We start from the raw sequence: 20,065 nt of genomic DNA on the forward strand, positions 1-20,065 counted from the left end.
TCGTAGTGTACATTACATAGTATGAAAGATAATTCCACCATTCCGGCCCTCGCCCAGACCACAAACAGCCTGGTGCTGCCCGCCCAACTGGCCCAGCAGGCGGCCGAGGCGGTCCGCGAACTGCTCGCCGAAGCCGCCGCGGCCAACACCACCCGCACCTATACCAGCGCCTTGCGCTACTGGGCCGGCTGGCATGCGGCCCGCTACGGGCTCGACTTGACGCTGCCGGTGCCCGAGGCCGTCGTGCTGCAGTTTGTGGTCGACCACGTCGTCCGCCGCTCGGCCGACGGTGACCTGGTCTGGGAACTGCCGCCAGTGGTTGACCAAGCACTGCTGGCCGCGGGTCTGAAGGCCAAGCCCGGACCGTGGACGCTGGCGACGGTCCGGCACCGGGTCGCAGTGCTGTCGACGGCGCATCGCCTCAAGCAAACCGCTAATCCGTGCGAGCAGCCGGCGATCCGCACAGTGCTCAGCCGGGCCGCCCGGGCGGCGGTCAAGCGTGGCGTGCGGCCGCGCAAGAAGACCGCCATCACCCTGGCTGAGCTGGAGGCGATGCTGGCCACCTGCGACGACAGTCTGGAAGGCCTCCGCGACCGTGCCCTGCTCTGCTTCGGGTTCGCCAGCGGTGGACGCCGGCGCAGCGAGATCGCCGCCGCCGATATGCGTGACCTGCGGCGGATCGGCGCGCAGGGTTACCTCTACCGGCTCGAGCACAGCAAGACCCAGCAGGCCGGTGTCACCGCGTCCTCGACCCCGGACAAGCCAGTCCTGGATCGGGCGGCGTTGGCGCTGGAGGACTGGCTGACTGCGGCGGGAATCACCGAGGGGGCCATCTTCCGGCGGCTGTGGAAGCAGCGCGTGGGCCCTGCGCTGTCGCCGGCGGCCGTGGGCGAGATCGTGCAGCGGCGCGCCCAGCTGGCTGGGTTGGAGGGGGATTTTGGTGGGCACAGCCTACGCTCGGGGTTCGTGACCGAGGCCAGCCGCCAAGGCGTGTCGCTGCCGGCGATCATGCAGATGACGGAGCACAGAGCGGTATCGAGTGTGATCGGTTACTTTCAAACAGGTGGCGCTGCAGATAATCCTGCAGCGCACCTGCTTGATTCCAACTAAGCACGGCTAGCCTATCAGGGCGTGCGCTTACCTTTTTTCTCGTCTTGCCCCAAGACCGAGCCGGCGAGTTTTTTTGCATCGGCCTGCGTGGCTTTCTTGCTGCCGGACAGCACCTTCGCGGCAAGCGTGGACGTTTGGTTACCCGATTGTTTCTTTGCCATTTCTATTTCTCCGGAGTGGTAGTTCAATGCTCGGAATGACACCCCAAAGCATCCATCAGGGGCGAATGATTCGACTGTAAGCTACCCAGTCGATGGCGGGCACGCTTCCAAGCGATTGCAGGCGTGACAGCAGGCGGAAGAGGAAGTACATCAAGGCACCTTGCTCGGTAGTAACGAGCAACGACCCGTCGTGCGAATCGAAGCAGCCATGGTCGAGGGCCACGCCGCAATCGAGCATCAGTTCCGGATCCGCGGACAAGTTGCGTTGAAACACCTCGCCGAACCCGTCCGCCCAACTCACATTGGGCGCCAGGAGTCCGGCAATAATTCGAAAGGGCTCCTTGGGCTTGTATGTGCCGCCCGCGTGGGCGATCGCAACCGAGGTTCTGCGCATCCGCCGGACGGACGCCGCCTTGTCCTGGGCGTACGCGATGTAATCCTTATTGATGGTGGGCTTGCACTCGAACACCCCATAGACTGCTTCCGCAGGAATGTAGCGGTGGTTCTTTTGATCGAGCAGCGTCGGAGTGAAATGGCGGTCAAAGACCACCACGTCGATCTGCTGGCTGCGGTTGCCAGAGCTGTCGATCACGATGCCCGTGGCTACGTCGTATCGGTTCGGCAGATATGAGCGAAACAACTCCAGCCAATGGTCTTCGTTCACCGACCCCATGACACCACCGTGGCTGATCGACTGAGCCGCCAACTTCATGGTCGCCCCCAGATTTGATTGCACCTGTCCAAACGCCTCCCTCAACCACGAGACGTCGTCCTCAGGCGCCTGCAGCGCAGTCGGGGGTGCCAATATAGTGTTCACAGACATTTCCTCAAGACAGGGGGAACTTCGGTCCAAAGAGATTGCGCCATGCCTTCAGCGCTTCTCCGTTCTGGCCTTTGCGGGCCAAATCAATGGCACTGGATGCTTCGCGACTGGCGGCCAGCAACAGCTCTTTCGCTCGCTTCTTGCGCTGATCATCCATGCCGTCGCTGATGGGCGATCCGAGGCCGGCCGGATCGGGCCACTGGTCGAAAATGCGATCCGCAAGGGACGAGAACAACGCCTGCAGTTCATAGTCGAAGCGCCCTTGCCAGCCACCGTGTAAGCACTGCAACGCCATGACCTCCACCAGGAAGGATGGTTTTACCGGCTTGTCCGCACCGTGCTTGGCATGGTTGTTCCAGTACTTTGCCATTCGGACAAGCCCTTTCCACTCGCCCGAATAGTTCTTGTTGGCATCCACGGCTTTCTGGGCGTGAATCTCCGGGTTCGTTTTCATCCACTTGCCGGTATCGGCATTCGCGATCTCGTAGTCGTCGCCTGTAGCAAAGGCTGGGACAACGTCCACACTCACTACCCGATAGTCGGTGTTGTCATCGGCATCAACCACAACACCAAAATCGACAGCCACCGACCTTCCCTGCTTGCTCACTGCGGCCTTGCCGTACTTGTCGACTAGCGCGTCGTAAAAGTCCTGGAGGACGACATCGGGTGCCGCATCGCGGTACTTCTTTCGATGAGATTCTGCCAGCACAAAGAAGATGTCGATATCCTTCAGCGGCTTGGTTTTCGTGTGGCGGGCGTAGGACCCAGTCAGGAAATCGCGGTCAATGGAAAACAGCGAGCGGATGTGTTCGCGGACTTCTGTATGGCGCTTGATGGCGTTCTGTTGTTCCCGGTCATTGAGCTCCAATCGGCTCTTGAATTTCCGGAAAGCTTCGTCAATCGTGAGCATCAGGCTGTCCGCCAGTACGCGGCATTGGCGCCGAGGCCGCTATGCTCGATGGTCGAGCCCAGGCTTTGACGGACCAAACCGTCCGTGGAGCGAAAGCTTCCGGGCCCCCAGCCGTCGACATTTGGACGCCCCGGTTTGTTCTGCAACAGCACGTCGTACTTGGCCTCTGCCGGTGCAACTCCTGCCTTGCGAATGTGGTAACGCAACTGCTCGGTGTCAGTGTAAAAGCTGCCATCGCCGCCGGCGGACCACTGGTAGACGATGTCGACATCCCAGCGCAATACCAATGCGCCGGATATCGGGTTGAAGATTTCCAGCACCACCCGTTCGAGGTGTTCGCTTTCCAACCAGGTGCGCATCGCGCGATGAATGCTCTCCCAGTCATTGGTCAGCTTGGTCGGGTCCATCCCGCTCAAGCGAATGATGTCTTTGAGGCTTTTGAGCACGTTGTCCGCAACGTAAGTCACCGAGTGCGTGCGGGAATAGGCAGCTACGGTTGTCATGACTTCATGAATCCTTCGACGTCGAGAGCGAATCCCGCAGAGGTCGCGCGATTGGATTCCTCCGTTGCGATGCCATTTTCCTTGTTGCGCGCTACGACCCGGCTTGACTTGGCCTTTAGCGCTGACTTGACCCAGTCGAGATCTTCTTCGCCGACTGGAAGGGAGACCTGCCAGTCCCCTTTCAGTGCGTCGAAGCCCAACGAGGCTTCATTGCTGGTCGACTCGTCCAAAGCATCGTCGTCGTAGTAGCAGTAAATCCGGGTACGGGGTCCGTCACAGGTGACGACAATGGGTGCCGTACTTGGGCCTTTGTCGGCAATCACGCTGCTGGCAACGCCGGCCACTTCCATCAGTTCCGTCCGGGCGGACGCGCTGTTGCTGCCAGCGGTCAGGAGATCGACGATAGCTGACCAGGTTTGGTGTGCATCACGATGAGGGATGCTGCGGAAGTCACGCCGGGAAACAGTGCTCAAGAGCGATCTCCCGAGCCACCAACGCGGCACTCCTGCGCAAATGTGGCCGCGCTCAGGAGATCCTGGATCGTCAACTTGTTCGGATCCAAGGCTGTTTCCTTGCGCATTGCCATCGCATTGACAACAAGTTTCCGGATCGCACGGCCATCCAGGCCCACGGCAGCGCTTGCGAGTCGGTCGAGATCCGCATGTCTGGCTAGTTTGCCGACGCCCGGGTATCTGTCCCCGATCGCTGTTAGGCAGCTTGCGAGGATCTGCGACACGGCGGCTGCACCAGGCAGGGGGACTTCGACCACCAAGTCGCAGCGCGAGGTGAAGGCATCATCAATGGCCTGCGGGAAATTGCTGGTGGCCAGGAAAAGCAGATTGGGGTGCGTGGCGGCGAGCGCATCGAGCTGGACCAGCACCGCATCCGTTGCCCGGTGAATATCCACCGGATTAGCCTCAAGACTCATTTTGGCGCGGTCCGCGGCCAAGGTTTCAACTTCGTCCAGCAGCACAATCGTCGGGCCGTTCGCCGCCTGTTCGGCGATGGACTGTGAGAAGAGCTCGCCGACCGCACGCTGAGTCTTGCCCATCGCTGAACTGGTCAGCGCATGAGGATCGACCTCGACCAATCGAAAGGGCTGGCCCTTTGGCTTGAGCACCGAAGCGACCATGCTGGCCAGGCCGCGAGCGAGCGAAGTCTTGCCCGTGCCGGGCATACCGACCAACAAGATGACGCCGTGCAAGGGCAAAGTGCTTCGCTCAATATTCGGACGGAGCGTGTAATTCAAGATGGCCTGCGACAGCAAGCGATCCTTGAGTTGGGCCTCGACCACGATACTGTCCCACAAGGTGGAGAGCTCGGCGTCGGGGAGATCTCGGATGGCATGAATGCCACGCGGGAGATCTTGGGACTGCACCAAATGCAGTGAGGTTGGCGTTTTCATCGTTATTGAGGTTCGCGTCCGTCAGCCTTTCGGCGGATATGGGTCATGGCCATAGCTATCCCGGTCCCGAATGCGACCGTCCTCACCATGAATGAGAATTTCCACCCCGTCCCGGCGAGCCCTGCCGCGTCCAGAATCGGTGGCGTCGCTCTGGGTGCGGTGGACCGAGGTGGCCCGCTCATTACCCTCGATGCGGACAGCCCAGCCTTCGTCGTGCGGCACAATGTGAACATTCTTGGGCATAACAGTTCCTTTGACTTAATCCGCTATGCCCACTAGATATAGTGGGTATGGGATGATTGAGCCCTAATGGCAGGGTGTGTACAAGCTAGCACTCCATGATCGCGACTGCCAAGTTAAAATACTTCCTGAACCAGGATAAAGTAACTTTACATTTATCATCTGTTCATAAATAATTTCCTCTATGCCTTGGGTGCTCCGCAATGACTGATCTACCCCCCTCCCCTCGCCGGACCTGGAGCCAGCGTCAGCGCTACGGTTTTTTAGAGCAGCGCTTGTATTGGGAAGGTGCGATCAGCCGATCTGACTTGATTGGGCGTTTCGGAATCTCCGCGCCACAGGCTTCGGACGACGTTTCCAATTACATGGCTTTGGCGCCCGGGAATGTTGAGTTCGACCGCAGCCGGAAAATGTTTGTGGCAACAGCCAACTTTGAACCGCGTTTCATCGTCCCCAATGCGCGTCATTACTTAACGCAGTTGTTACTGCTCGCAGATGATGCGATCGACTCTGGCGATTCGTGGTTGGGAAATATTCCAGAGCACGCAGCCATGCCGAGGGTGCGACGAAAACTTGATCCCGAGACTCTCCGGCCGATTGTTATGGCCATGCATCAACGACGCGCCATCGAAATTCGATACCAGTCCATGACGGCGCCCGAGCCGACTATCCGCTGGATTGCCCCGCATTCTCTTGTCTATGATGGTGCACGGTGGCACGCCAGAAGCTGGTGTTACAACCGCTCTGTCTTCAATGACTTTGTGTTGGCACGCATACTTTTCATAGGCAACACTCGTGCCTCTGGGATCGATGCGCTGCTAGATAGAGAGTGGCAAGAGACTTTCACGATGAAGTTGGCGCCGCATCCGGATCTGTCGGAAACACAACGCCAAGCGATCGAAATGGACTATGGGATGACCAATGGAGTGATCGGCATACCCATGCGTTTGTGCATGACTCAGTACTTTGAGCGTCACTATGGACTGGACTTGCCTACCGACTCATTGCCGCCTTGGCGTCGCCAGGTTGTTTTACAAAACCGCAGTGAGTTAGATCTCGTGCGTGAAACCTTTGGAACCGCCAAAGAGCCTGCATAACAATCGGGCATCAGAGTGTGAGGCCAAAGCCTTCCGCTCGACTCGCACACTTGCATGATGAAGGCCCGAGCCGCGCTTGAAGGAACTCGCAACGACTCCTGGTTGCCGGCGTATAGATCCACATTATCGCAGCCTGGGTTGTGAGCTCCGGCTTGGCGAGTCCCAAGGTTCATGCTCGGGGCGGCCCAAAGTTATCGAATGGATCGAATGGATCGGTACAAGACATGCCTGGGATGAGTCTCCCCATCGCCCATGGATAGGCGATACTTCTGCCACGTGAGGAGCGAGGCGACATGGCATTAGCTGATATTTTCAAAGTTTTCTCTCGCCGGGCAGTTTCATCCCCGCAAACGCCAAAGCCGCTGACGGAAACATTTCGAAGCAGGGTGTTTATGGGGTGTAGGGATTCGTTTGCTATGGAAGAGTTTTGGCGAGAGATTCATTCTAAATTGGCTTACCTCCACGGCCGGCACCAGCTATCGAACACCGAGACAAGATCTGAAGTTGCGGACGTCCTCGCGTTTCTGTCTGGATGCGACGATGCGCACTTCCTTGATTTCATCGAATACATCTTCCAGACACGATCGCACTTCCACGGATCTGGAATGGCCTCTAGCCTAGTCGACGACATCAACGAGTTCTTCCGGCAGGACGATTTGCCGTATGCCCTTACCCATTTTGTCTGGACCGAATCCGAAGAGGGTGAATACGTATCATCTAGGCTCACAGCACATCCCCAAGTTATTCGAAAAGACTCAGCGGTCATTCACGCGACCGCGATCAACCCCGCACTGGAACTGCTCCGTGGTTCTGAATTCCTAGCAGCAAACAGGGAGTTCTTGGAGGCACTGGAGGACTTCAGGAAAGCCGACTATGGCGATTGCCTGACGAAATGCGGAAGCGCGTTCGAAAGCGTGCTTAAGGTTATCTGTGTGCGCAAGAAGTGGCCACACAACGCGACAGATACCGCATCTCCTCTTCTAAGGACGGTCATCGCCAACGCAGGAATCGACTCCTTCTTCGAACAACCCTTGGTCCTAGTCGCGACCATTCGCAACAGATTGAGCAAATCGCATGGCGCGGGTACAGCTTCTCGTGATGTGACCGAAGCCAAAGCGGAGTATGCAATCAACGCTACTGCGGCGGCGATCCTTCTGCTGGTGAAAGAATCCCGGTGAGGCCAAGTACGTTAATAGGGAGCGAGGGTTAATAGGGGAATGCCCGACTTGTCGAGTTCGAGCAGTTCGATTTCGCTCGGAATCTTGCGGGTACACGGGATAATGCCTCCTCTTGCCCTACCCTCGATAAACAGCTCTAATCGCCGCTCACCAACGTCGGCTTCGCGCCAAGCACGGATGAAAGTATCCGCCAAGCCAGCAAATGCGGCCTAGCCAAGTGCACTGGATAGTTGGCGCGATACACAGCCCGCGCTTCGCCCACGCCAGTCCAGTAAGCCCGGGTAAGCGAAGCGCATCCGGGGCTTGGAAACTTCCCGTATTCCCGGGTGCGGCCTTTGGGCCTTACCCGGGCTACTAGGTGCTGCAGTACATCCACGGGTTCAACTCGATTTCGGAGATACTGGTCTCATGCTTCCAGACGCCAGCCTTATGCCTACAACGGCCACAACGTCCATGCCCGAACCAGCGACCCAGGTCGCACCACGACGCAGCTTCGGCGTCCTCGAGCTCCTCACGGCGGCCTTGCTACTGGGCGGCCCCATTTTCTATGTGTTGGGGCGGATATTCCTGGAAAGTTATTGGCTGGGGTTGGGCGTGGCGCCCAGCGTAATGTCGGTGTCGACCGAGGACTACATCTATTGCGGCTTCGTCGTTATCGCCACAGGGCTCACGATGATCTTGCCCGATGGAGATAATCTGGCTGTGTGGACGATCCCATTGTCTGCTTTGGTGCTGCTCGTGGTATTGGCTCTGTTCTTCTGGCTGCTAAAAAGAGCCAAGGCATGGCTGGCCAAGCGCATAAAGAAGCACCGCCGACGCCTACGCGTTTACATGGCCAAGGGCAAACCGGTGGTCGAGTCCATCGATAGCGCAGCAACGTTAGTTAGCGTGCTTTCCACACTCGCGCTAGCGCTTCTGCTTCTGTCAGCGGCGCTCCTGGTGCCCATCGTCGTGGCCCACGAAGTGGGCAAGGCACGCGCGGCCAAAGTAGTTGCCGAGCTGGTCAAGCCGAAGACACCCTATACGCGAGTGCAAGTAGATGGTGTCGATGCAGGCCTATTGGTGGAGTGCACATCCAAATACTGCGCCATCTACAAGGGCGGGAAGACCCATCCCGTGCCGATCGAGTCGGTCCGCTGGAACGCAACACCTTAGATGCAACCTAACCCTGGCAAGTTGAAATCCTCCACGGCGTGTGCCTAAAACAGCTTTGGGCTTCACTGATCACGTTAAGCTCGAGTTGAACCGATTGTGCTCAACGACGACGGCCAGGGACAGCCGGCGACTCACTACGATCGGAATTGACCAGCGCTTTCCAAGGCTCGGCTGGGGCGCGTTGCCCCAACTCTGTTTGACAGAGTCGTTTGAGTCCAGGGTTGACGATCTCAACACGGGAAGTAATCGCTTAGCCCACGTGCGGCCTGTTCTAGATGTCGGCGTCGATGCGGCTTGAGCGTCCGCTTTGGGTCGGACGCAGACCCGCGCGCCACGAGGCAAGCGGGTGCCTTTCATTCGGCGGAATCATTACTCCATTCCACCCATGCACCAGGTCTGATTGGCTGCAGTTTGATGGATCTTTCACGCGCGATCATGCGCAATCTGGTGATCGGTTCCTCGACCTCCACATACTCCTCCATGCCGGTGATGCCGTAGTGGATGGGGACCAGGGTACGCGCGCCGAGGATGGCCGCCGCCGCCACCGCCTGTTCTGGGGTCAGCACACCCGGCTGACCACTGATGGGCTTGCGCCAGCCGAAGCGCGCACCGTTGACGGGCAGGAACGCGGCGTCGAACGGGCCGAACTGGCGGCCGATCCGCCACCAATGTCCGTGCCACAGCGTGTCCCCGCCATGGAAGATGCGACGGCCTGCGGCGGACACCACCCAGGACACCTGCGTATCGCCGTAGCCATCCGACGCAGGCACCGGCGTGGCGGTGAAGTCTCCCAGCAGCTGCGGTTCCCAGAGCGGGCTGGGACGCGCCCGAGCCCCCGTTGGAATGGGCAGCGGATTAGTTCCGGTGGGATGCACCAGCGCACCGCCTCTGGCCAGTGCGTCGCCCACGGCCATCGCATCGAAATGGTCGGGGTGCGCATGGGTGATGAGGACATAGGTATCGCCCACGGCATCGTTGACTGGAATCATCGGATCCTTGAGCGCCGCACCCCAGGCATCGGGATTGACCAGGGGATCGATGAACAAGGTCGCCTGCGGCAGCTGCAGGCGAATGCCCGCCCACGCCAGCCGCTGGATCCGCAGGCCATCCGCACCGGCAGCCGCGAGCGCGCGTCCACCCGGCAGCAGCGCCGATGCGGTCAAGGCGATGCAGCCGGTCAGGAATCCCCTTCGCCCGGTGCGGGAGCCGAGGCCATGGTCGTCGCTGTTCATGCGTTGCCCGCCTGCATCACCAGCGCCGCATCCAGCGCGAAGATCGATTGCGCCAAGACGACCTCCAGATTGTGCCGGTGCCAACGGCGCTCGAAGGCGACAGCCCGGACTCGCGGCGCCAGGCAAGTCTCAAGGGTGATCGAACCGATGCGCTCGTCCACCTGCTGCAGAGGCGCGTCGGCGCGGATCCGCACCACGGCATCCTGCAACCGGTCCAGACAATGGATGGCGTTGCCCAGGGTGGCGGCGGTAAACCGGCCCATGTGTCCACCGATCACTGTCATTGGGACGCTGGAATCCAGGTATTCGAATCTCATGATGATCCCGGTGGTTTCGTGGGAGCCATCATTGCCAGCCGTGTGGGCGACGACAAACGATATGTTTTTGCCGTTAGGTTAAAAAAAATAACCTGATAGCATGCGCCGGAGCTACGACTGCCCGACGAGACCGTGAAGCCCCGTCATCCCGCACCGCTCAACGCCCTGCGCGCGTTCGAGGCCGCCGCACGGCAGCTCAGTTTCCAGGCGGCGGCCGCTGAGCTTTTCGTCACGCCGGCGGCGGTCAGCCACCAGGTAAAGCGCCTGGAGGCTTATCTGGACGTCGAGCTATTCCATCGGGGCCATCGCTCGGTGGAGCTGACCAGCGAAGGCAAGGCGCTGGCGATATCGCTGGGCGAGTTGTTCGGGCTGCTCAATCTGGCCTTGGACCGCGCTACCACGCGCACGACCGCGAACCTGCGCGTCAGCACCATTGAATCCTTCGCTGCCAAATGGCTGGCGCCACGGTTGCATCGCTTCCATCGTGATTGCCCCGACGTCAAGGTGCGCGTCGAGACGGGGAACGACCCCGCCGACTTCGCCCGCGATGGCATCGATGTCGCCATCCGCTACGGGGCCGGTGGCTACACCGGCGTCACTGCCGAACGACTGATGGACGCAACGGTTTTTCCCGTGTGCTCCCCTTCCCTGCGCAGCGACGGGCAGCGGCCATTGGCGGTCCCTGACGATCTGCGGCACCACACGCTGCTTCACGACGAAAGTGCAGCGGGCCGCGCTGGTGTGCCGGACTGGTCCGACTGGCTGCAAGCCGCCGATGCAGCGCAGGTGAACGTAACCACGGGCCCGGTCTTCGCAAGCATCTACCTGGCACAGGAAGCGGCCATCGCCGGGCATGGCGTCGCACTGGGCGTCGCCCCACTGGTCGAGGAGGATCTACAACGTGGCCGGCTGGTTAAGCCATTCGATCTTTCGCTCGCAAACGCTTATGCGTTCTGGCTCGTCCGCCGACGCGACGCCGACACGCATCCTGCCATCGAAGCTTTCTGCCGCTGGTTGCGAAAGGAAGCCGCGGAAAAGGCATAGCTTCCTACGAAGCCCGGACGTTGAGCGCATCGACCAGTTGAATCCGCGGTCGATAGCGGACATCGCTGAAGGACCATGGAAACTTCCTAGGGCTTCTCAACTCTTAGGCCTCAATACGTTCCAGCGCGTTCATTGGCTCGTAAGCAAAGCCCCCCTGCATTTCGGGACTTTGTGTCATCGGCGATGCTGCTTATCTGACGTGTGTGGAAGATGTTGGGCAGACCGCTCGTATCACGTGGGATGGTGGCAATGTGGTGCTCACCAGGAAAGACAGGCGGTTACGTGCGCCTCGTCCACTTGCAGGGAGAATTCCCAGCCATTTCGCTCACATAGTCGTTGGACGATGCCCAGTCCTAGGCCATGTCCGTTGGAAGAGGAGCCGGCCGGCGTGAGCCGGCCTACCTCGTCACCGCCCAACCGGTTGGTGACCAGAAGCTCGTGCTCCTTGAGGAGAACCATGATCGGTCCCTGCCCGCCGGGTGTTTGCTCGAACGCGTTTCGAATCAGGTTGGTGACGGCGATGAGGAAGGCCTGCGGATGCCCGCGAACGACGGGTGCTGCCAGACTTTCGATGTCGACTTCGACGCGCTTGCCGTTCAGCAGGTAGCGCTGCTGGTCGACCGCCCGGCTTACCAAGGGCGCGACCAGGAACTGTTCGCCATACAGCCCGTCGTCGGCTTCGCGAGCGATGCACAGGAACATCTCGATCGTGGACTTCATCTCGAGCGTCGCTCGCCGGATCCGATCCACCGCCTTCACGTCTTCGGCCGACAGATCGCTTTGCTCCAGCAGCTCGAGCGCGCCCGTGATCACGGTGATGGGTGTCCGCAACTCGTGGCTGGCAGAACCGGTGAAGTCCCGCTCGCGCATGACGAACGCGCTGATACGCTCGAGCGTCTTCTCGATGGCACCGGCGAGGACGCCGACCTCGTCCCTTCCGAACCGGCTGGACTCAATGAGCTTGTGGTCTCCGGCCGACAGATGCTCCAGGTCGATGCCCGCGACTACGTCGGCGAGCTGCACCACCGGTGCGACCGCTCTCCGCATCACCACGACTCCCAGCCCGAAACCCAGCGCGCCGAGTACACCCACCACACCGGTGATGACGAGGAGCCACCACCAGTCCTCGGAGGATGCCGCCTCGATCCCGGCGACATCGAACACCACAAATGCGCGCCCCCTCGCATTGTCGGCGGGGACGACCGCGACGTGCAGCTCTTCGTCGACGAACTCGTACATGCCCTCATCAGGACCTGCCTGCGCCCATTCCCTCAGGGATTCCGGCAAGCTACCGGCATCGTCGTAGCCCTGAAGACTTGTCGTGAGATCAGGATAGTTATCGGCGGCGCGTTGCAGTTGATTGACCAGTACCCGGTCTTCGCTGAATCTGATGGCCGCGTAGAACGCGAGCCCCCAGGCCACGCTGAGTCCGACGACACACAGCGCGAACGCATACTCAACACGTTTGCGCAAACTTTGTCGCAGCATTACTGGGAATCCTCTGCGATTCGGTATCCGATGCGATGCACCGTATGGATCAATGGCCGGTCAAAGGGCCTGTCGATTGCCTGCCGCAGCTTGTACATGTGCGAGCGAAGCGCATCGCCATCCGGCCGCTCGTCGGCCCACAGCAGCGTTTCGAGCTCATCGCGATCCACGACGGACGGGGACTTCTCTATCAATCGTCGGAGCAGCTTCATGCCGGCAGGGTTGATCTCGACCCGTCGCCCCGCCCGATGCACCTGCAGCGTGGACCGGTTCAATGTCAGGTCGCCGACGGTCAGCAGGTTGTCGGCATTCCGGTGGCTCCGCTTGTACAGGGCCCGGATGCGCGCATGTAGCTCCTGCAGCGCGAATGGCTTGACCAGGTAGTCATCGGCTCCGGCGTCGAACCCTTTGAGCCTGTCGTCGAGCGTATCCCTCGCCGTCAGCATCAGGACGGGCGTTTCGATCTCGGCATCGGCCCGCAACTTCTGGCAGAAGGTCAGGCCGTCCATCCTCGGGATCATGAGGTCCAGGACGATGACGTCGAACGGATTCGTCAGCGCCAGGTTCATCGCGGTGACGCCGTCGTGGGCGAAATCCAGGACATAGCCGAGCTTTTCGAGGTACATGGCAATGTTCCCGCAGATGTCGCGGTTGTCCTCGACGATCAACGCCCTGATGGGCGCAGCATCAAGAGCGCGTGCCATCTGCCGACTCCCCATTTACCAAGCGTAGTCTAGCCGAAGTCCGATCAGCGGCTCGGCCTCGCTGTCGTCTTTCACGTTGACGCCCCTGCGGTAATCGAACTCGGTGTCGTCGGTCGACGATGCCGAGGTGACGTTGATGACATCGAGAAAGGCCGTGACGTCGATGGGGCCGAATGCGCGCCGATAATCGACACGGGCGTTAAGCACGCCGTAACCCGGTTTGCGACCGACGCCGCGCTCGGTCGTCTCCCTTGAGTAACGCACGGGTTGCCCGGCGCCCAGCACGTCTTCGTGGATGATGAAGGCGTCCTCCGGCCTGCCCGACAGATACTTGTAGCGCGCAGCCACCTTCCAGCGATCGGTGATTTCCCAGGTCAGCCCGAGGGTCGCCACATGCTCGCGGCTGAACTCGTCGGCGACGGCGCCACGGCCGTCCTTCCGGTCCACCTCCGCATCGTTGTACGAGTAGGTCGCGGTCGCGTAGAGGCCCTCTCGAATCGTGCCCTTGACCACGACATCGAAGCCGTAGGACGTGCCTTCGCCGATATTGGCGAACGTTCCGCTCGCCCGATCCAGGTCGACCACAAGATTCGCGAGATCCTGGTAATAGGCTTCCGTCAACACCGACCAGCTGTCGTTCGGGAAGTACTCGAGGCCGACACTCCCGTGCGTGATCTTCTCGTTCTCGAGCGTGTTCGCCTCATTGGCCGCGAGGTCCAAGAACCGCGGCGACTGGTGGAAGATGCCCGCGGTCGCGAAGTACCTGAAGCTGCGGCCCGGCTGCCAGGTTGCCCTGAACCTCGGCGACACGAGGGTTTCTTCCGTCAGGCCATCCCGTTCCAGCCGTACGCCCGTGCGCAGGTCCCACGTGTCGTGCTTGAAGACCTGGTCCACGTAGCCCGCGTAGCTGGTCGCTTTCCGGCTCAGCGAAGCGTTGATGTTCTCCGGCGTCAACACGATGAAGCGCTGCCCCGGGTCCGGCCGGAAGTCATCGCCGTCGTAGACGTACCGGATCCAGTCACCGTCCAGCACGGTGTTGTAGTCCAGGTCGATCTGCGTCAGCTGGACGCCTGCATTGAAAGCACCCCATCGATTCACCGTCGCGAAGTCGCTGCGCCAGCCGATCTCGGTCTCGTCTTCGGTAACGGTGATGATGTCTTCCCGCACCGGGAAGCTGGAGGCGGGCGATCCGGGAGGCACGAGATCAGGGAATGCTTCGCCCTCCGAGCTGATCTTGTTGCTGGCCCGGTGGTACACCTTGTTGGTCCAGACAGCGTCTTGACCGATCAAGGATCGCAGGGTCAGCCCGTACAGATCGCTGTCCTGTCTGAAATCGAAGAGCGATGCATCTTCGAAGTTGGGCGACTCGAAGACGTGGGTCACGCCGCGCGTGTATGTCTCGCGCGTATCGATGAGCAGCACCTCGAGCGTGTTGGACGGGGTGATCGGCACGGCCGACTTGACGATGATGTCCCTCAGCACGGGATTTCCGATGTCCAGTTCTTCGATGTCCTCGAAGAAGGCACCGAAATCGAGCCGGCGGGCGGACACGAGCACGGTGGCGTCTTCCGTGATGCCGAGCGGCCCGTCGTAGCCGACTTCGTTGCCTGCCAGGTCGAGGCGCAGACTCGCTGACGGGCTTGGGCTGCCGTCGGCGACGTCGAGCTTGAGCAGCGACCCAGCCCTTCCGCCATACGCAGGACCCCACCCGCCCGGAGAGAACTCGGCACCACTGATGACGTTCGGTGCGAAGATCGAGAAACGGCCGCCGCCACCGACGTCCTCGTCTTCGCCCAGCGTCGCATCGAAGTGCACCGCCTTGTCGAAGGGGAACTCGTCGACGAAGATCAGGTTGTCCCGAGGGCCCCGGCCGCGCACGCTGAAAGCTGCGAACTCGCTGGAGGAAGCCAGGCCCGGCAGGCCGTCCAGCGAGAGCAGCGGATCCGCGCCGCCGCCAACGGCACCTCGCAAGGCTTCGCGATCTAGATAGGTGCTGGAGGGTGATGCGAATGCATCGAGTGCCCGTGCTTGAACCACCACTTCTTCCAACGTCGGGGCTCCAAGTTCGAGTTCGATCCTGGAGTTCTTCCGCGTAATGACGCGTATGCTTGGCTCATATACGGGAGCGAACCCGGCCTTGGTCACGTTTACCGAATAGAGGCCGGGATCGAGCTGTTCAACGACGATGCGACCTTGCGAATCGGTTTCTAGAGATCGCGCCAAGGCGGTTTCCCGTTCCGTGATCGTGACCTGCACGCTTGAAAGTGGCCGGTCGGTGTACTGATCCCTGACGATGATGGTCAGGGCGCCGGGCGCCTCCGCGGCGTGGGCGGACAGGGAGAATCCGATCAAGTGCGTCGAAATAGCCAACCACAATGCCCGTCTCAAGTACTGATTCATATCGCGCTACCCCCAAGAATTGGCTGTGTTCACTTGATGAAGCAGTGCGAAACTAACAATGCAAATGTCGCCAAAAGGTCACCATCTTGGCGCGAACCCTAGGATGTCCGCTTTGGGTCGGAAGCTGCCCTTCCCTGCCCTCGCTTAGACGTCCGCTTTCGGCCATAAGCGGACTTTGACGTCGGCATTGATGCAAACCGCACATGGCGAGCACACTGCCGCATGCGAAAACGTCCCCCCAACATCGATGGACTCGGTGCTAGCACATTGCAATTGCCGCCGGGCGCGTGGCCGACGGTGCTGGACTGCCTGTGCGAACGGTTCCCGGCAGTGGCGCGCTTGCAATGGCTGGAGCGAATGGCGCGAGGGCGAGTCGTGGACAGCGATGGGCGATGGTTGACGCCGGAAACGCCGTATCGGGTCGGGCTCGAAGTCCATTACTACCGCGAAGTTTCCGACGAACCGCCGATCCCGTTCCATGAAGTCGTGCTGCACGCCGATGCCGACTTGCTGGTGGCGGACAAACCGCATTTCCTGCCGGTCACGCCTGCCGGTGCCCATGTCCATGAAACCCTGCTGGGCCGGCTGATCCGCCGAACCGGAAACCAATCGCTGGTGCCACTGCATCGGATCGATCGCGACACCGCCGGATTGGTGTTGTTCTCGGGCAACCCGCAAAGCCGCGCGTGTTACCAGGCCTTGTTTCGCGAGCGACGGATCGAAAAAGGTTACGAGGCGATTGCACCAGCGTTGCCAAACGTCGAATTTCCGTGCATCCGCTCCAGCCGGATGGTCGCCGGTGAACCGTTCTTCCGCATGCAGGAGATCGAAGGTCCGGTGAACAGTAAAACCCGGATCGACGTCGTCGCGCGCTACGATGGGTACTGGCGTTATGCGTTGACGCCGATCACCGGGTGCAAGCACCAGCTGCGTGTGCACATGGCCGCGCTTGGGGCGCCGATCGCCAACGATGGAATGTATCCGACACTGTCCCACCGCGCGGCAGGCGATTACTCGGCCCCATTGCAATTGCTGGCCAAACGGCTGGCGTTCATCGATCCGCTGCGTGGCGTCGAGCGCAGGTTCTCCAGCGATTTCCTGCTCCAGGCCTAATCTACGAACCATAGCGAACGTCTGCTTTGGGTCGATAACGGCCCCTTATCGGATGCTCGAGTCGGTCAGTACCCGCACTCTGCGCCGAACACTACGCTCAACTTGCTTAGAGGCTTACATTGATCGGCGCGATTGATGTTTTGTGGAGCTCGTCATTCGTTCGCTCTGACGGAGGCGGTGGGCTCGCGTCGTCTCGATTCAGCCGGTCAAGGTAATGCCTCCTATGATGTACAACCAATATCGGAGACTGTTTGAACTGTTAGCAGCCATCATAGGCACCTGGCGCCTAATCAAGTCGAGCCGCGTAGCGGCTTCGGCTTGAATGAACTGTTACGCATTTTGTCCGCGCCCGGCCACTGAACGAAGAATGGCGAAGGTAATGATGAGGAACAAGGCAGTGGCAACATGTTTGAGAACTACCTTGTCGCCCGCCGATGCTTGATACGCAAGCCATGCATCTGCGACTGGCATAACAGTGCCTAGTAGCGAGGCTGCGGCTAGGATCTTGAAATGCTTTCGGTAAAGCAGGTAGCCGATAATGAGTGCGATGAACAGCGTTCTCGATGCATAGATTCTGATCCAGTCAGCCAGCGCCGCCACCGCGCTGGTGTCAATTCAGATCGATGATCACCTTCTTTGCCACGTGTAGATTGTCGAAGCGGTTAGTGAACTGGATGGCCGATGCGAAGAACACCAGTGGTACCGGATACTGGAGGATCACCATCACGGTAAAAGGAGAACTCGCTAACGTAGTCAAACGACAGGACGATCCAGTTATGTGAGGAGACGCATTGCCTGCGGCGAGCGAGAGCATTGATCCAAATCAATACTGCACGAGGCAAACGAGCCACCATATCCGGCACTCACGCGTGGAGTAGCGCCGCCATGGCATTTCCTTCTGTGTTCGCTGGCAGCGGAATTTGGCTCATTATCCTGATCGCTATCGTAGCGATGGCGGTCTACTACTTATTGAGCCGTCACCCGGCGTACGCCTTTGCTGTCATACCCTATGTTCTGATACTGGCATGCTTTGCAATGCACCTCCTTGAGACTCGCCGTCAGGGGAAGCACCCACATCGGCGCACCTGAAATGATGTTTGATTGTGAACTAGTGATGTGGTCCGATCACTGCCCCGCAACATGCAATCGCTTGTCGCGGCGCGATCAGGTGAAGAACCGGCTCGATCAGAGCGATACTCGCTGGCCGCCTCACTGGGGCGCCTCCAATTCATGGAGTTGCTCGCGGAGCATTGCCTGGCTGAGCTCGCGCATATGCGCAGCGAGTGCCGAATAAATATCGTCTGCCGAAACCAAGCCTATCATTGCACCGTCCTCATCCAAGACCGGAAGCCGGCGCACGCCATAGCGGTGCATGATCTGGACGGCATCGAAGAGCTCATGGCGGCCCTTGCACGTACCGACGTCCCGGGTCATGACATCGCCGACCGACACCGCTTCTGCCGAAGCGCCTTTCGCGAGCACTTTCAGCACCAGGTCGCGATCGGTAAGGATCCCGATCGGTGTCGTCCCATTGTGCGCCAGGACGACCAGCGTACTGATTCGGGATTCGCGCATCTTCTCCGCGGCATCGCGGGCGGACGCATTGAGACTGATGTATTCAACCCTGGACGTGCAGATATCGGCGATGCGCATAAGGCCTCCTAGGCTCGGAAGGACTATTCTCCGCGGCACTTCATAACACGTCGTTGATCCCGATCAATGATCCTGCGTGCCAATGGCGGCGCCAGGCGGGCCAACATCTTGCTGGTGTCCCCCGAAACCGCGTTCATGCCGGCGCGCCTACATCCAGAACGATGCGACCGTTGATGGTTCCGGCCCTTAAACCATCGAAAACCTCGTTGATATCCTCCAGCCTTCTGTGGCTGATTGTGGCCCGCACCTTGCCTTGCGTAGCGAAATCGATGGCTTCCGCCATGTCCTTGCGCGTGCCGACGATCGAGCCGCGCAGGGTGATGCGTTTGAGCACGACATCGAAGATCGGAGTGCCGAATTCTCCCGGCGGCAGTCCCACCAAGCTCACCGTTCCTTTGCGGCGCACGATGCTTAGCGCTTGCGAGAAGGCAGGCGTAGAAACGGCGGTCACCAGAACTCCATGCGCGCCACCATGAGTGTGCTCGATGACCCGACCGACCGCGTCCGCGGCTTTCGCATCGACGGTAACATCGGCGCCGAGGGCGCTCGCCAACGCAAGCTTTTCCGCGGTGGTATCCAAGGCAACTACACGGAGCCCCATCGCTTTCGCATACTGGACGGCCAAGTGGCCAAGTCCACCTATTCCCGATATCGCAATCCACTCGCCGGCTTTTACTTCGGTCTCACGGATTCCCTTGTATGTCGTCACGCCGGCGCAGAGGATGGGTGCCATCGCCGCGAAATCGCAGTCCTGCGGTAACCGGGCAACGTAGGCCGCGGAACCAATCGCATACTCCGCAAAAGTACCGTTGATGCTGTAGCCGCTGTCGTGCTGGTGCACGCAAAGAGTTTCCCAGCCGGTGATGCAGTATTCGCACGCACCGCACGCATCGTGCAGCCAGGGGATGCCAACTGCATCGCCCACATCGAGATCGTGCACATCCGGCCCGATCGCGGCCACGATGCCGGCGCCCTCATGGCCGGGAATGAAAGGCAGTGTAGGTTTGACAGGCCAATCCCCGTCCGCGGCGTGCAGGTCGGTATGGCAGACACCGGAGGCGAGTATTCGAACCAGTACTTCGCCTGGGCCGGGCGTCGGTACAGGGACGTCCTCGATGGTGAGCGGTTGTCCGAATTCGCGGACTACAGCAGCCTTCATCATTTTTTTTCACGGTCGTACTCCGCGGGTGAGTGGGCCCACTTTGCGACGCAAGCGAAGATCCGCGCTTGACATGAATCAAATGAATGCGGTCTTCCTGGAGATAGCAGTATTGCTGTCCCAGGAATCGTCAGTCGGCGGGTTGCCGCGGCTGCCGGACAGGGCTACCGGTGGATGCCGCAGCTTTCGCCGCAGGGGCCGGTCACGATCATCGTCAGCTTGGCGGAGCGACGTGCTTACGTGCACCGCAATGGCGTACGCATCGGCGTATCGAATGTGAGCACCGGCAAGGCCAATTACGAAACACCGACCGGTGTGTTCTCCTAGCGAGCCGCTGACTCTCGTTGGATTGATCTAAATCAATCCGGAGATA

The 20,065-nt window shown here is 60.1% G+C and carries 22 protein-coding genes; 7 read left to right on the forward strand and 15 right to left on the reverse strand.

The genetic code is table 11. The annotated features are described in order from the left end of the window. The first annotated feature begins 21 nt into the window (after positions 1–21). Positions 22–1,110 (forward strand): site-specific integrase, encoded by a 1,089-nt coding sequence (locus AADW18_RS01985; protein WP_337341665.1) that lies wholly within the window; start codon positions 22–24, stop codon positions 1,108–1,110. 14 nt (positions 1,111–1,124) lie between these two features. On the opposite strand, the gene AADW18_RS01990 is transcribed toward AADW18_RS01985, so the two are convergent. Genes AADW18_RS01990 through AADW18_RS02020 form a run of 7 tightly spaced genes read right to left on the reverse strand, consistent with a single transcriptional unit; the run spans position 1,125 to position 5,155 of the window. After that, a complete protein-coding gene (locus AADW18_RS01990; RefSeq protein WP_337341666.1) occupies positions 1,125–1,271 on the reverse strand; it encodes a hypothetical protein in 147 nt (48 codons plus the stop codon). Positions 1,272–1,326: 55 nt separating this feature from the next. Continuing rightward, on the reverse strand, positions 1,327–2,088 hold the full coding sequence (locus AADW18_RS01995; protein ID WP_337341667.1) for a DUF6602 domain-containing protein: 762 nt from the start codon (positions 2,086–2,088) through the stop codon (positions 1,327–1,329). A 10-nt stretch (positions 2,089–2,098) separates the two neighbouring features. Next, positions 2,099–3,004 carry a CBASS oligonucleotide cyclase gene (locus AADW18_RS02000; RefSeq protein ID WP_337341668.1) on the reverse strand — a complete coding sequence of 302 codons (906 nt, stop codon included), beginning with the start codon at positions 3,002–3,004 and terminating at the stop codon, positions 2,099–2,101. Beyond that, positions 3,004–3,507: an HORMA domain containing protein gene (locus AADW18_RS02005; protein ID WP_337341669.1), complete on the reverse strand. Its 504-nt coding sequence runs from the start codon at positions 3,505–3,507 to the stop codon at positions 3,004–3,006. Before AADW18_RS02005 ends, AADW18_RS02000 begins: the two co-directional genes overlap by 1 nt. Then, entirely contained in the window at positions 3,504–3,980 is a 477-nt protein-coding gene (locus AADW18_RS02010) for a hypothetical protein (protein ID WP_337341670.1), read from the reverse strand. Before AADW18_RS02010 ends, AADW18_RS02005 begins: the two co-directional genes overlap by 4 nt. Beyond that, complete coding sequence (locus tag AADW18_RS02015) at positions 3,977–4,912, reverse strand: AAA family ATPase (protein ID WP_337341671.1); 936 nt, start codon at positions 4,910–4,912, stop codon at positions 3,977–3,979. Before AADW18_RS02015 ends, AADW18_RS02010 begins: the two co-directional genes overlap by 4 nt. A 21-nt stretch (positions 4,913–4,933) precedes the next feature. Further along, the gene (locus tag AADW18_RS02020) at positions 4,934–5,155 is read right to left on the reverse strand and encodes a DUF2188 domain-containing protein (protein ID WP_337341672.1); all 222 of its coding nucleotides are present in this window, start codon (positions 5,153–5,155) and stop codon (positions 4,934–4,936) included. A gap of 200 nt (positions 5,156–5,355) precedes the next feature. Here AADW18_RS02020 and AADW18_RS02025 point away from each other — a divergent pair, with 200 nt between their 5' ends. The 3 genes from AADW18_RS02025 (at position 5,356) to AADW18_RS02035 (ending at position 8,582) form a co-directional block, all read left to right on the forward strand. Then, positions 5,356–6,249 (forward strand): WYL domain-containing protein, encoded by an 894-nt coding sequence (locus AADW18_RS02025; RefSeq protein ID WP_337341673.1) that lies wholly within the window; start codon positions 5,356–5,358, stop codon positions 6,247–6,249. A 293-nt stretch (positions 6,250–6,542) separates the two neighbouring features. Continuing rightward, entirely contained in the window at positions 6,543–7,427 is an 885-nt protein-coding gene (locus tag AADW18_RS02030; protein WP_337341674.1) for a hypothetical protein, read from the forward strand. Positions 7,428–7,880: 453 nt separating this feature from the next. Then, a complete protein-coding gene (locus AADW18_RS02035) occupies positions 7,881–8,582 on the forward strand; it encodes a hypothetical protein (RefSeq protein ID WP_337341675.1) in 702 nt (233 codons plus the stop codon). A gap of 353 nt (positions 8,583–8,935) precedes the next feature. Here the strand turns inward: AADW18_RS02035 and AADW18_RS02040 are convergent, their stop codons facing one another. Both AADW18_RS02040 and AADW18_RS02045 read right to left on the reverse strand, forming a co-directional pair. Continuing rightward, positions 8,936–9,814, reverse strand: coding sequence for an MBL fold metallo-hydrolase (locus AADW18_RS02040; RefSeq protein ID WP_337341676.1), 879 nt, complete (start codon positions 9,812–9,814; stop codon positions 8,936–8,938). Beyond that, positions 9,811–10,131, reverse strand: a complete 321-nt coding sequence (locus AADW18_RS02045) for a hypothetical protein (protein ID WP_337341677.1) — start codon at positions 10,129–10,131, stop codon at positions 9,811–9,813. Before AADW18_RS02045 ends, AADW18_RS02040 begins: the two co-directional genes overlap by 4 nt. Positions 10,132–10,263: 132 nt before the next feature. On the opposite strand from AADW18_RS02045, the gene gcvA reads away from it, so the two are divergent. Then, the gene (gene gcvA, locus AADW18_RS02050; RefSeq protein WP_337341678.1) at positions 10,264–11,175 is read left to right on the forward strand and encodes a transcriptional regulator GcvA; all 912 of its coding nucleotides are present in this window, start codon (positions 10,264–10,266) and stop codon (positions 11,173–11,175) included. A 258-nt stretch (positions 11,176–11,433) separates the two neighbouring features. Here gcvA and AADW18_RS02055 read toward each other — a convergent pair whose 3' ends face one another. The 3 genes from AADW18_RS02055 to AADW18_RS02065 are packed head-to-tail and all read right to left on the reverse strand — an operon-like array spanning position 11,434 to position 15,767. Beyond that, a complete protein-coding gene (locus AADW18_RS02055) occupies positions 11,434–12,663 on the reverse strand; it encodes a HAMP domain-containing sensor histidine kinase (RefSeq protein ID WP_337341679.1) in 1,230 nt (409 codons plus the stop codon). Next, positions 12,663–13,340 (reverse strand): response regulator transcription factor, encoded by a 678-nt coding sequence (locus AADW18_RS02060; RefSeq protein ID WP_337342102.1) that lies wholly within the window; start codon positions 13,338–13,340, stop codon positions 12,663–12,665. Before AADW18_RS02060 ends, AADW18_RS02055 begins: the two co-directional genes overlap by 1 nt. 42 nt (positions 13,341–13,382) lie before the next feature. Further along, positions 13,383–15,767 carry a TonB-dependent receptor gene (locus AADW18_RS02065; RefSeq protein WP_337341680.1) on the reverse strand — a complete coding sequence of 795 codons (2,385 nt, stop codon included), beginning with the start codon at positions 15,765–15,767 and terminating at the stop codon, positions 13,383–13,385. A gap of 222 nt (positions 15,768–15,989) precedes the next feature. On the opposite strand from AADW18_RS02065, the gene AADW18_RS02070 reads away from it, so the two are divergent. Continuing rightward, positions 15,990–16,880 (forward strand): pseudouridine synthase, encoded by an 891-nt coding sequence (locus AADW18_RS02070; RefSeq protein WP_337341681.1) that lies wholly within the window; start codon positions 15,990–15,992, stop codon positions 16,878–16,880. Positions 16,881–17,210: 330 nt separating this feature from the next. Here the strand turns inward: AADW18_RS02070 and AADW18_RS02075 are convergent, their stop codons facing one another. The 3 genes from AADW18_RS02075 to adhP form a co-directional block, all read right to left on the reverse strand. Beyond that, on the reverse strand, positions 17,211–17,480 hold the full coding sequence (locus AADW18_RS02075) for a DUF4267 domain-containing protein (protein ID WP_337341682.1): 270 nt from the start codon (positions 17,478–17,480) through the stop codon (positions 17,211–17,213). A gap of 609 nt (positions 17,481–18,089) precedes the next feature. Beyond that, positions 18,090–18,533 (reverse strand): CBS domain-containing protein, encoded by a 444-nt coding sequence (locus tag AADW18_RS02080; protein WP_337341683.1) that lies wholly within the window; start codon positions 18,531–18,533, stop codon positions 18,090–18,092. Between the two features lie 133 nt (positions 18,534–18,666). Beyond that, entirely contained in the window at positions 18,667–19,695 is a 1,029-nt protein-coding gene (gene adhP / locus AADW18_RS02085; protein WP_337341684.1) for an alcohol dehydrogenase AdhP, read from the reverse strand. 171 nt (positions 19,696–19,866) lie between these two features. Between adhP and AADW18_RS02090 the strand changes: the two genes are divergently transcribed. Then, a complete protein-coding gene (locus AADW18_RS02090; RefSeq protein ID WP_337341685.1) occupies positions 19,867–20,019 on the forward strand; it encodes a L,D-transpeptidase family protein in 153 nt (50 codons plus the stop codon). Positions 20,020–20,065 lie beyond the last annotated feature (46 nt).

The sequence above is a fragment of the Pseudoxanthomonas sp. CCNWLY206-1 genome, assembly GCF_039710385.1.
Lineage (GTDB): Bacteria > Pseudomonadota > Gammaproteobacteria > Xanthomonadales > Xanthomonadaceae > Pseudoxanthomonas_A.

What these genes read in the sequence shown, in the direction of transcription:
- AADW18_RS02035 (WP_337341675.1), top strand. Translation starts at nt 7,881, where the DNA reads ATGCCCGAACCAGCGACCCAGGTCGCACCACGACGCAGCTTCGGCGTC.
- AADW18_RS02030 (WP_337341674.1), top strand. Translation starts at nt 6,543, where the DNA reads ATGGCATTAGCTGATATTTTCAAAGTTTTCTCTCGCCGGGCAGTTTCA.
- AADW18_RS01990 (WP_337341666.1), bottom strand. Translation starts at nt 1,271, where the DNA reads ATGGCAAAGAAACAATCGGGTAACCAAACGTCCACGCTTGCCGCGAAG.
- AADW18_RS02000 (WP_337341668.1), bottom strand. Translation starts at nt 3,004, where the DNA reads ATGCTCACGATTGACGAAGCTTTCCGGAAATTCAAGAGCCGATTGGAG.
- AADW18_RS02055 (WP_337341679.1), bottom strand. Translation starts at nt 12,663, where the DNA reads ATGCTGCGACAAAGTTTGCGCAAACGTGTTGAGTATGCGTTCGCGCTG.
- AADW18_RS02005 (WP_337341669.1), bottom strand. Translation starts at nt 3,507, where the DNA reads ATGACAACCGTAGCTGCCTATTCCCGCACGCACTCGGTGACTTACGTT.
- AADW18_RS02070 (WP_337341681.1), top strand. Translation starts at nt 15,990, where the DNA reads ATGCGAAAACGTCCCCCCAACATCGATGGACTCGGTGCTAGCACATTG.
- AADW18_RS01985 (WP_337341665.1), top strand. Translation starts at nt 22, where the DNA reads ATGAAAGATAATTCCACCATTCCGGCCCTCGCCCAGACCACAAACAGC.
- AADW18_RS02015 (WP_337341671.1), bottom strand. Translation starts at nt 4,912, where the DNA reads ATGAAAACGCCAACCTCACTGCATTTGGTGCAGTCCCAAGATCTCCCG.
- AADW18_RS02090 (WP_337341685.1), top strand. Translation starts at nt 19,867, where the DNA reads ATGCCGCAGCTTTCGCCGCAGGGGCCGGTCACGATCATCGTCAGCTTG.
- AADW18_RS02040 (WP_337341676.1), bottom strand. Translation starts at nt 9,814, where the DNA reads ATGAACAGCGACGACCATGGCCTCGGCTCCCGCACCGGGCGAAGGGGA.
- AADW18_RS02045 (WP_337341677.1), bottom strand. Translation starts at nt 10,131, where the DNA reads ATGAGATTCGAATACCTGGATTCCAGCGTCCCAATGACAGTGATCGGT.
- adhP (WP_337341684.1), bottom strand. Translation starts at nt 19,695, where the DNA reads ATGATGAAGGCTGCTGTAGTCCGCGAATTCGGACAACCGCTCACCATC.
- AADW18_RS02065 (WP_337341680.1), bottom strand. Translation starts at nt 15,767, where the DNA reads ATGAATCAGTACTTGAGACGGGCATTGTGGTTGGCTATTTCGACGCAC.
- AADW18_RS02025 (WP_337341673.1), top strand. Translation starts at nt 5,356, where the DNA reads ATGACTGATCTACCCCCCTCCCCTCGCCGGACCTGGAGCCAGCGTCAG.
- AADW18_RS02020 (WP_337341672.1), bottom strand. Translation starts at nt 5,155, where the DNA reads ATGCCCAAGAATGTTCACATTGTGCCGCACGACGAAGGCTGGGCTGTC.
- AADW18_RS02080 (WP_337341683.1), bottom strand. Translation starts at nt 18,533, where the DNA reads ATGCGCATCGCCGATATCTGCACGTCCAGGGTTGAATACATCAGTCTC.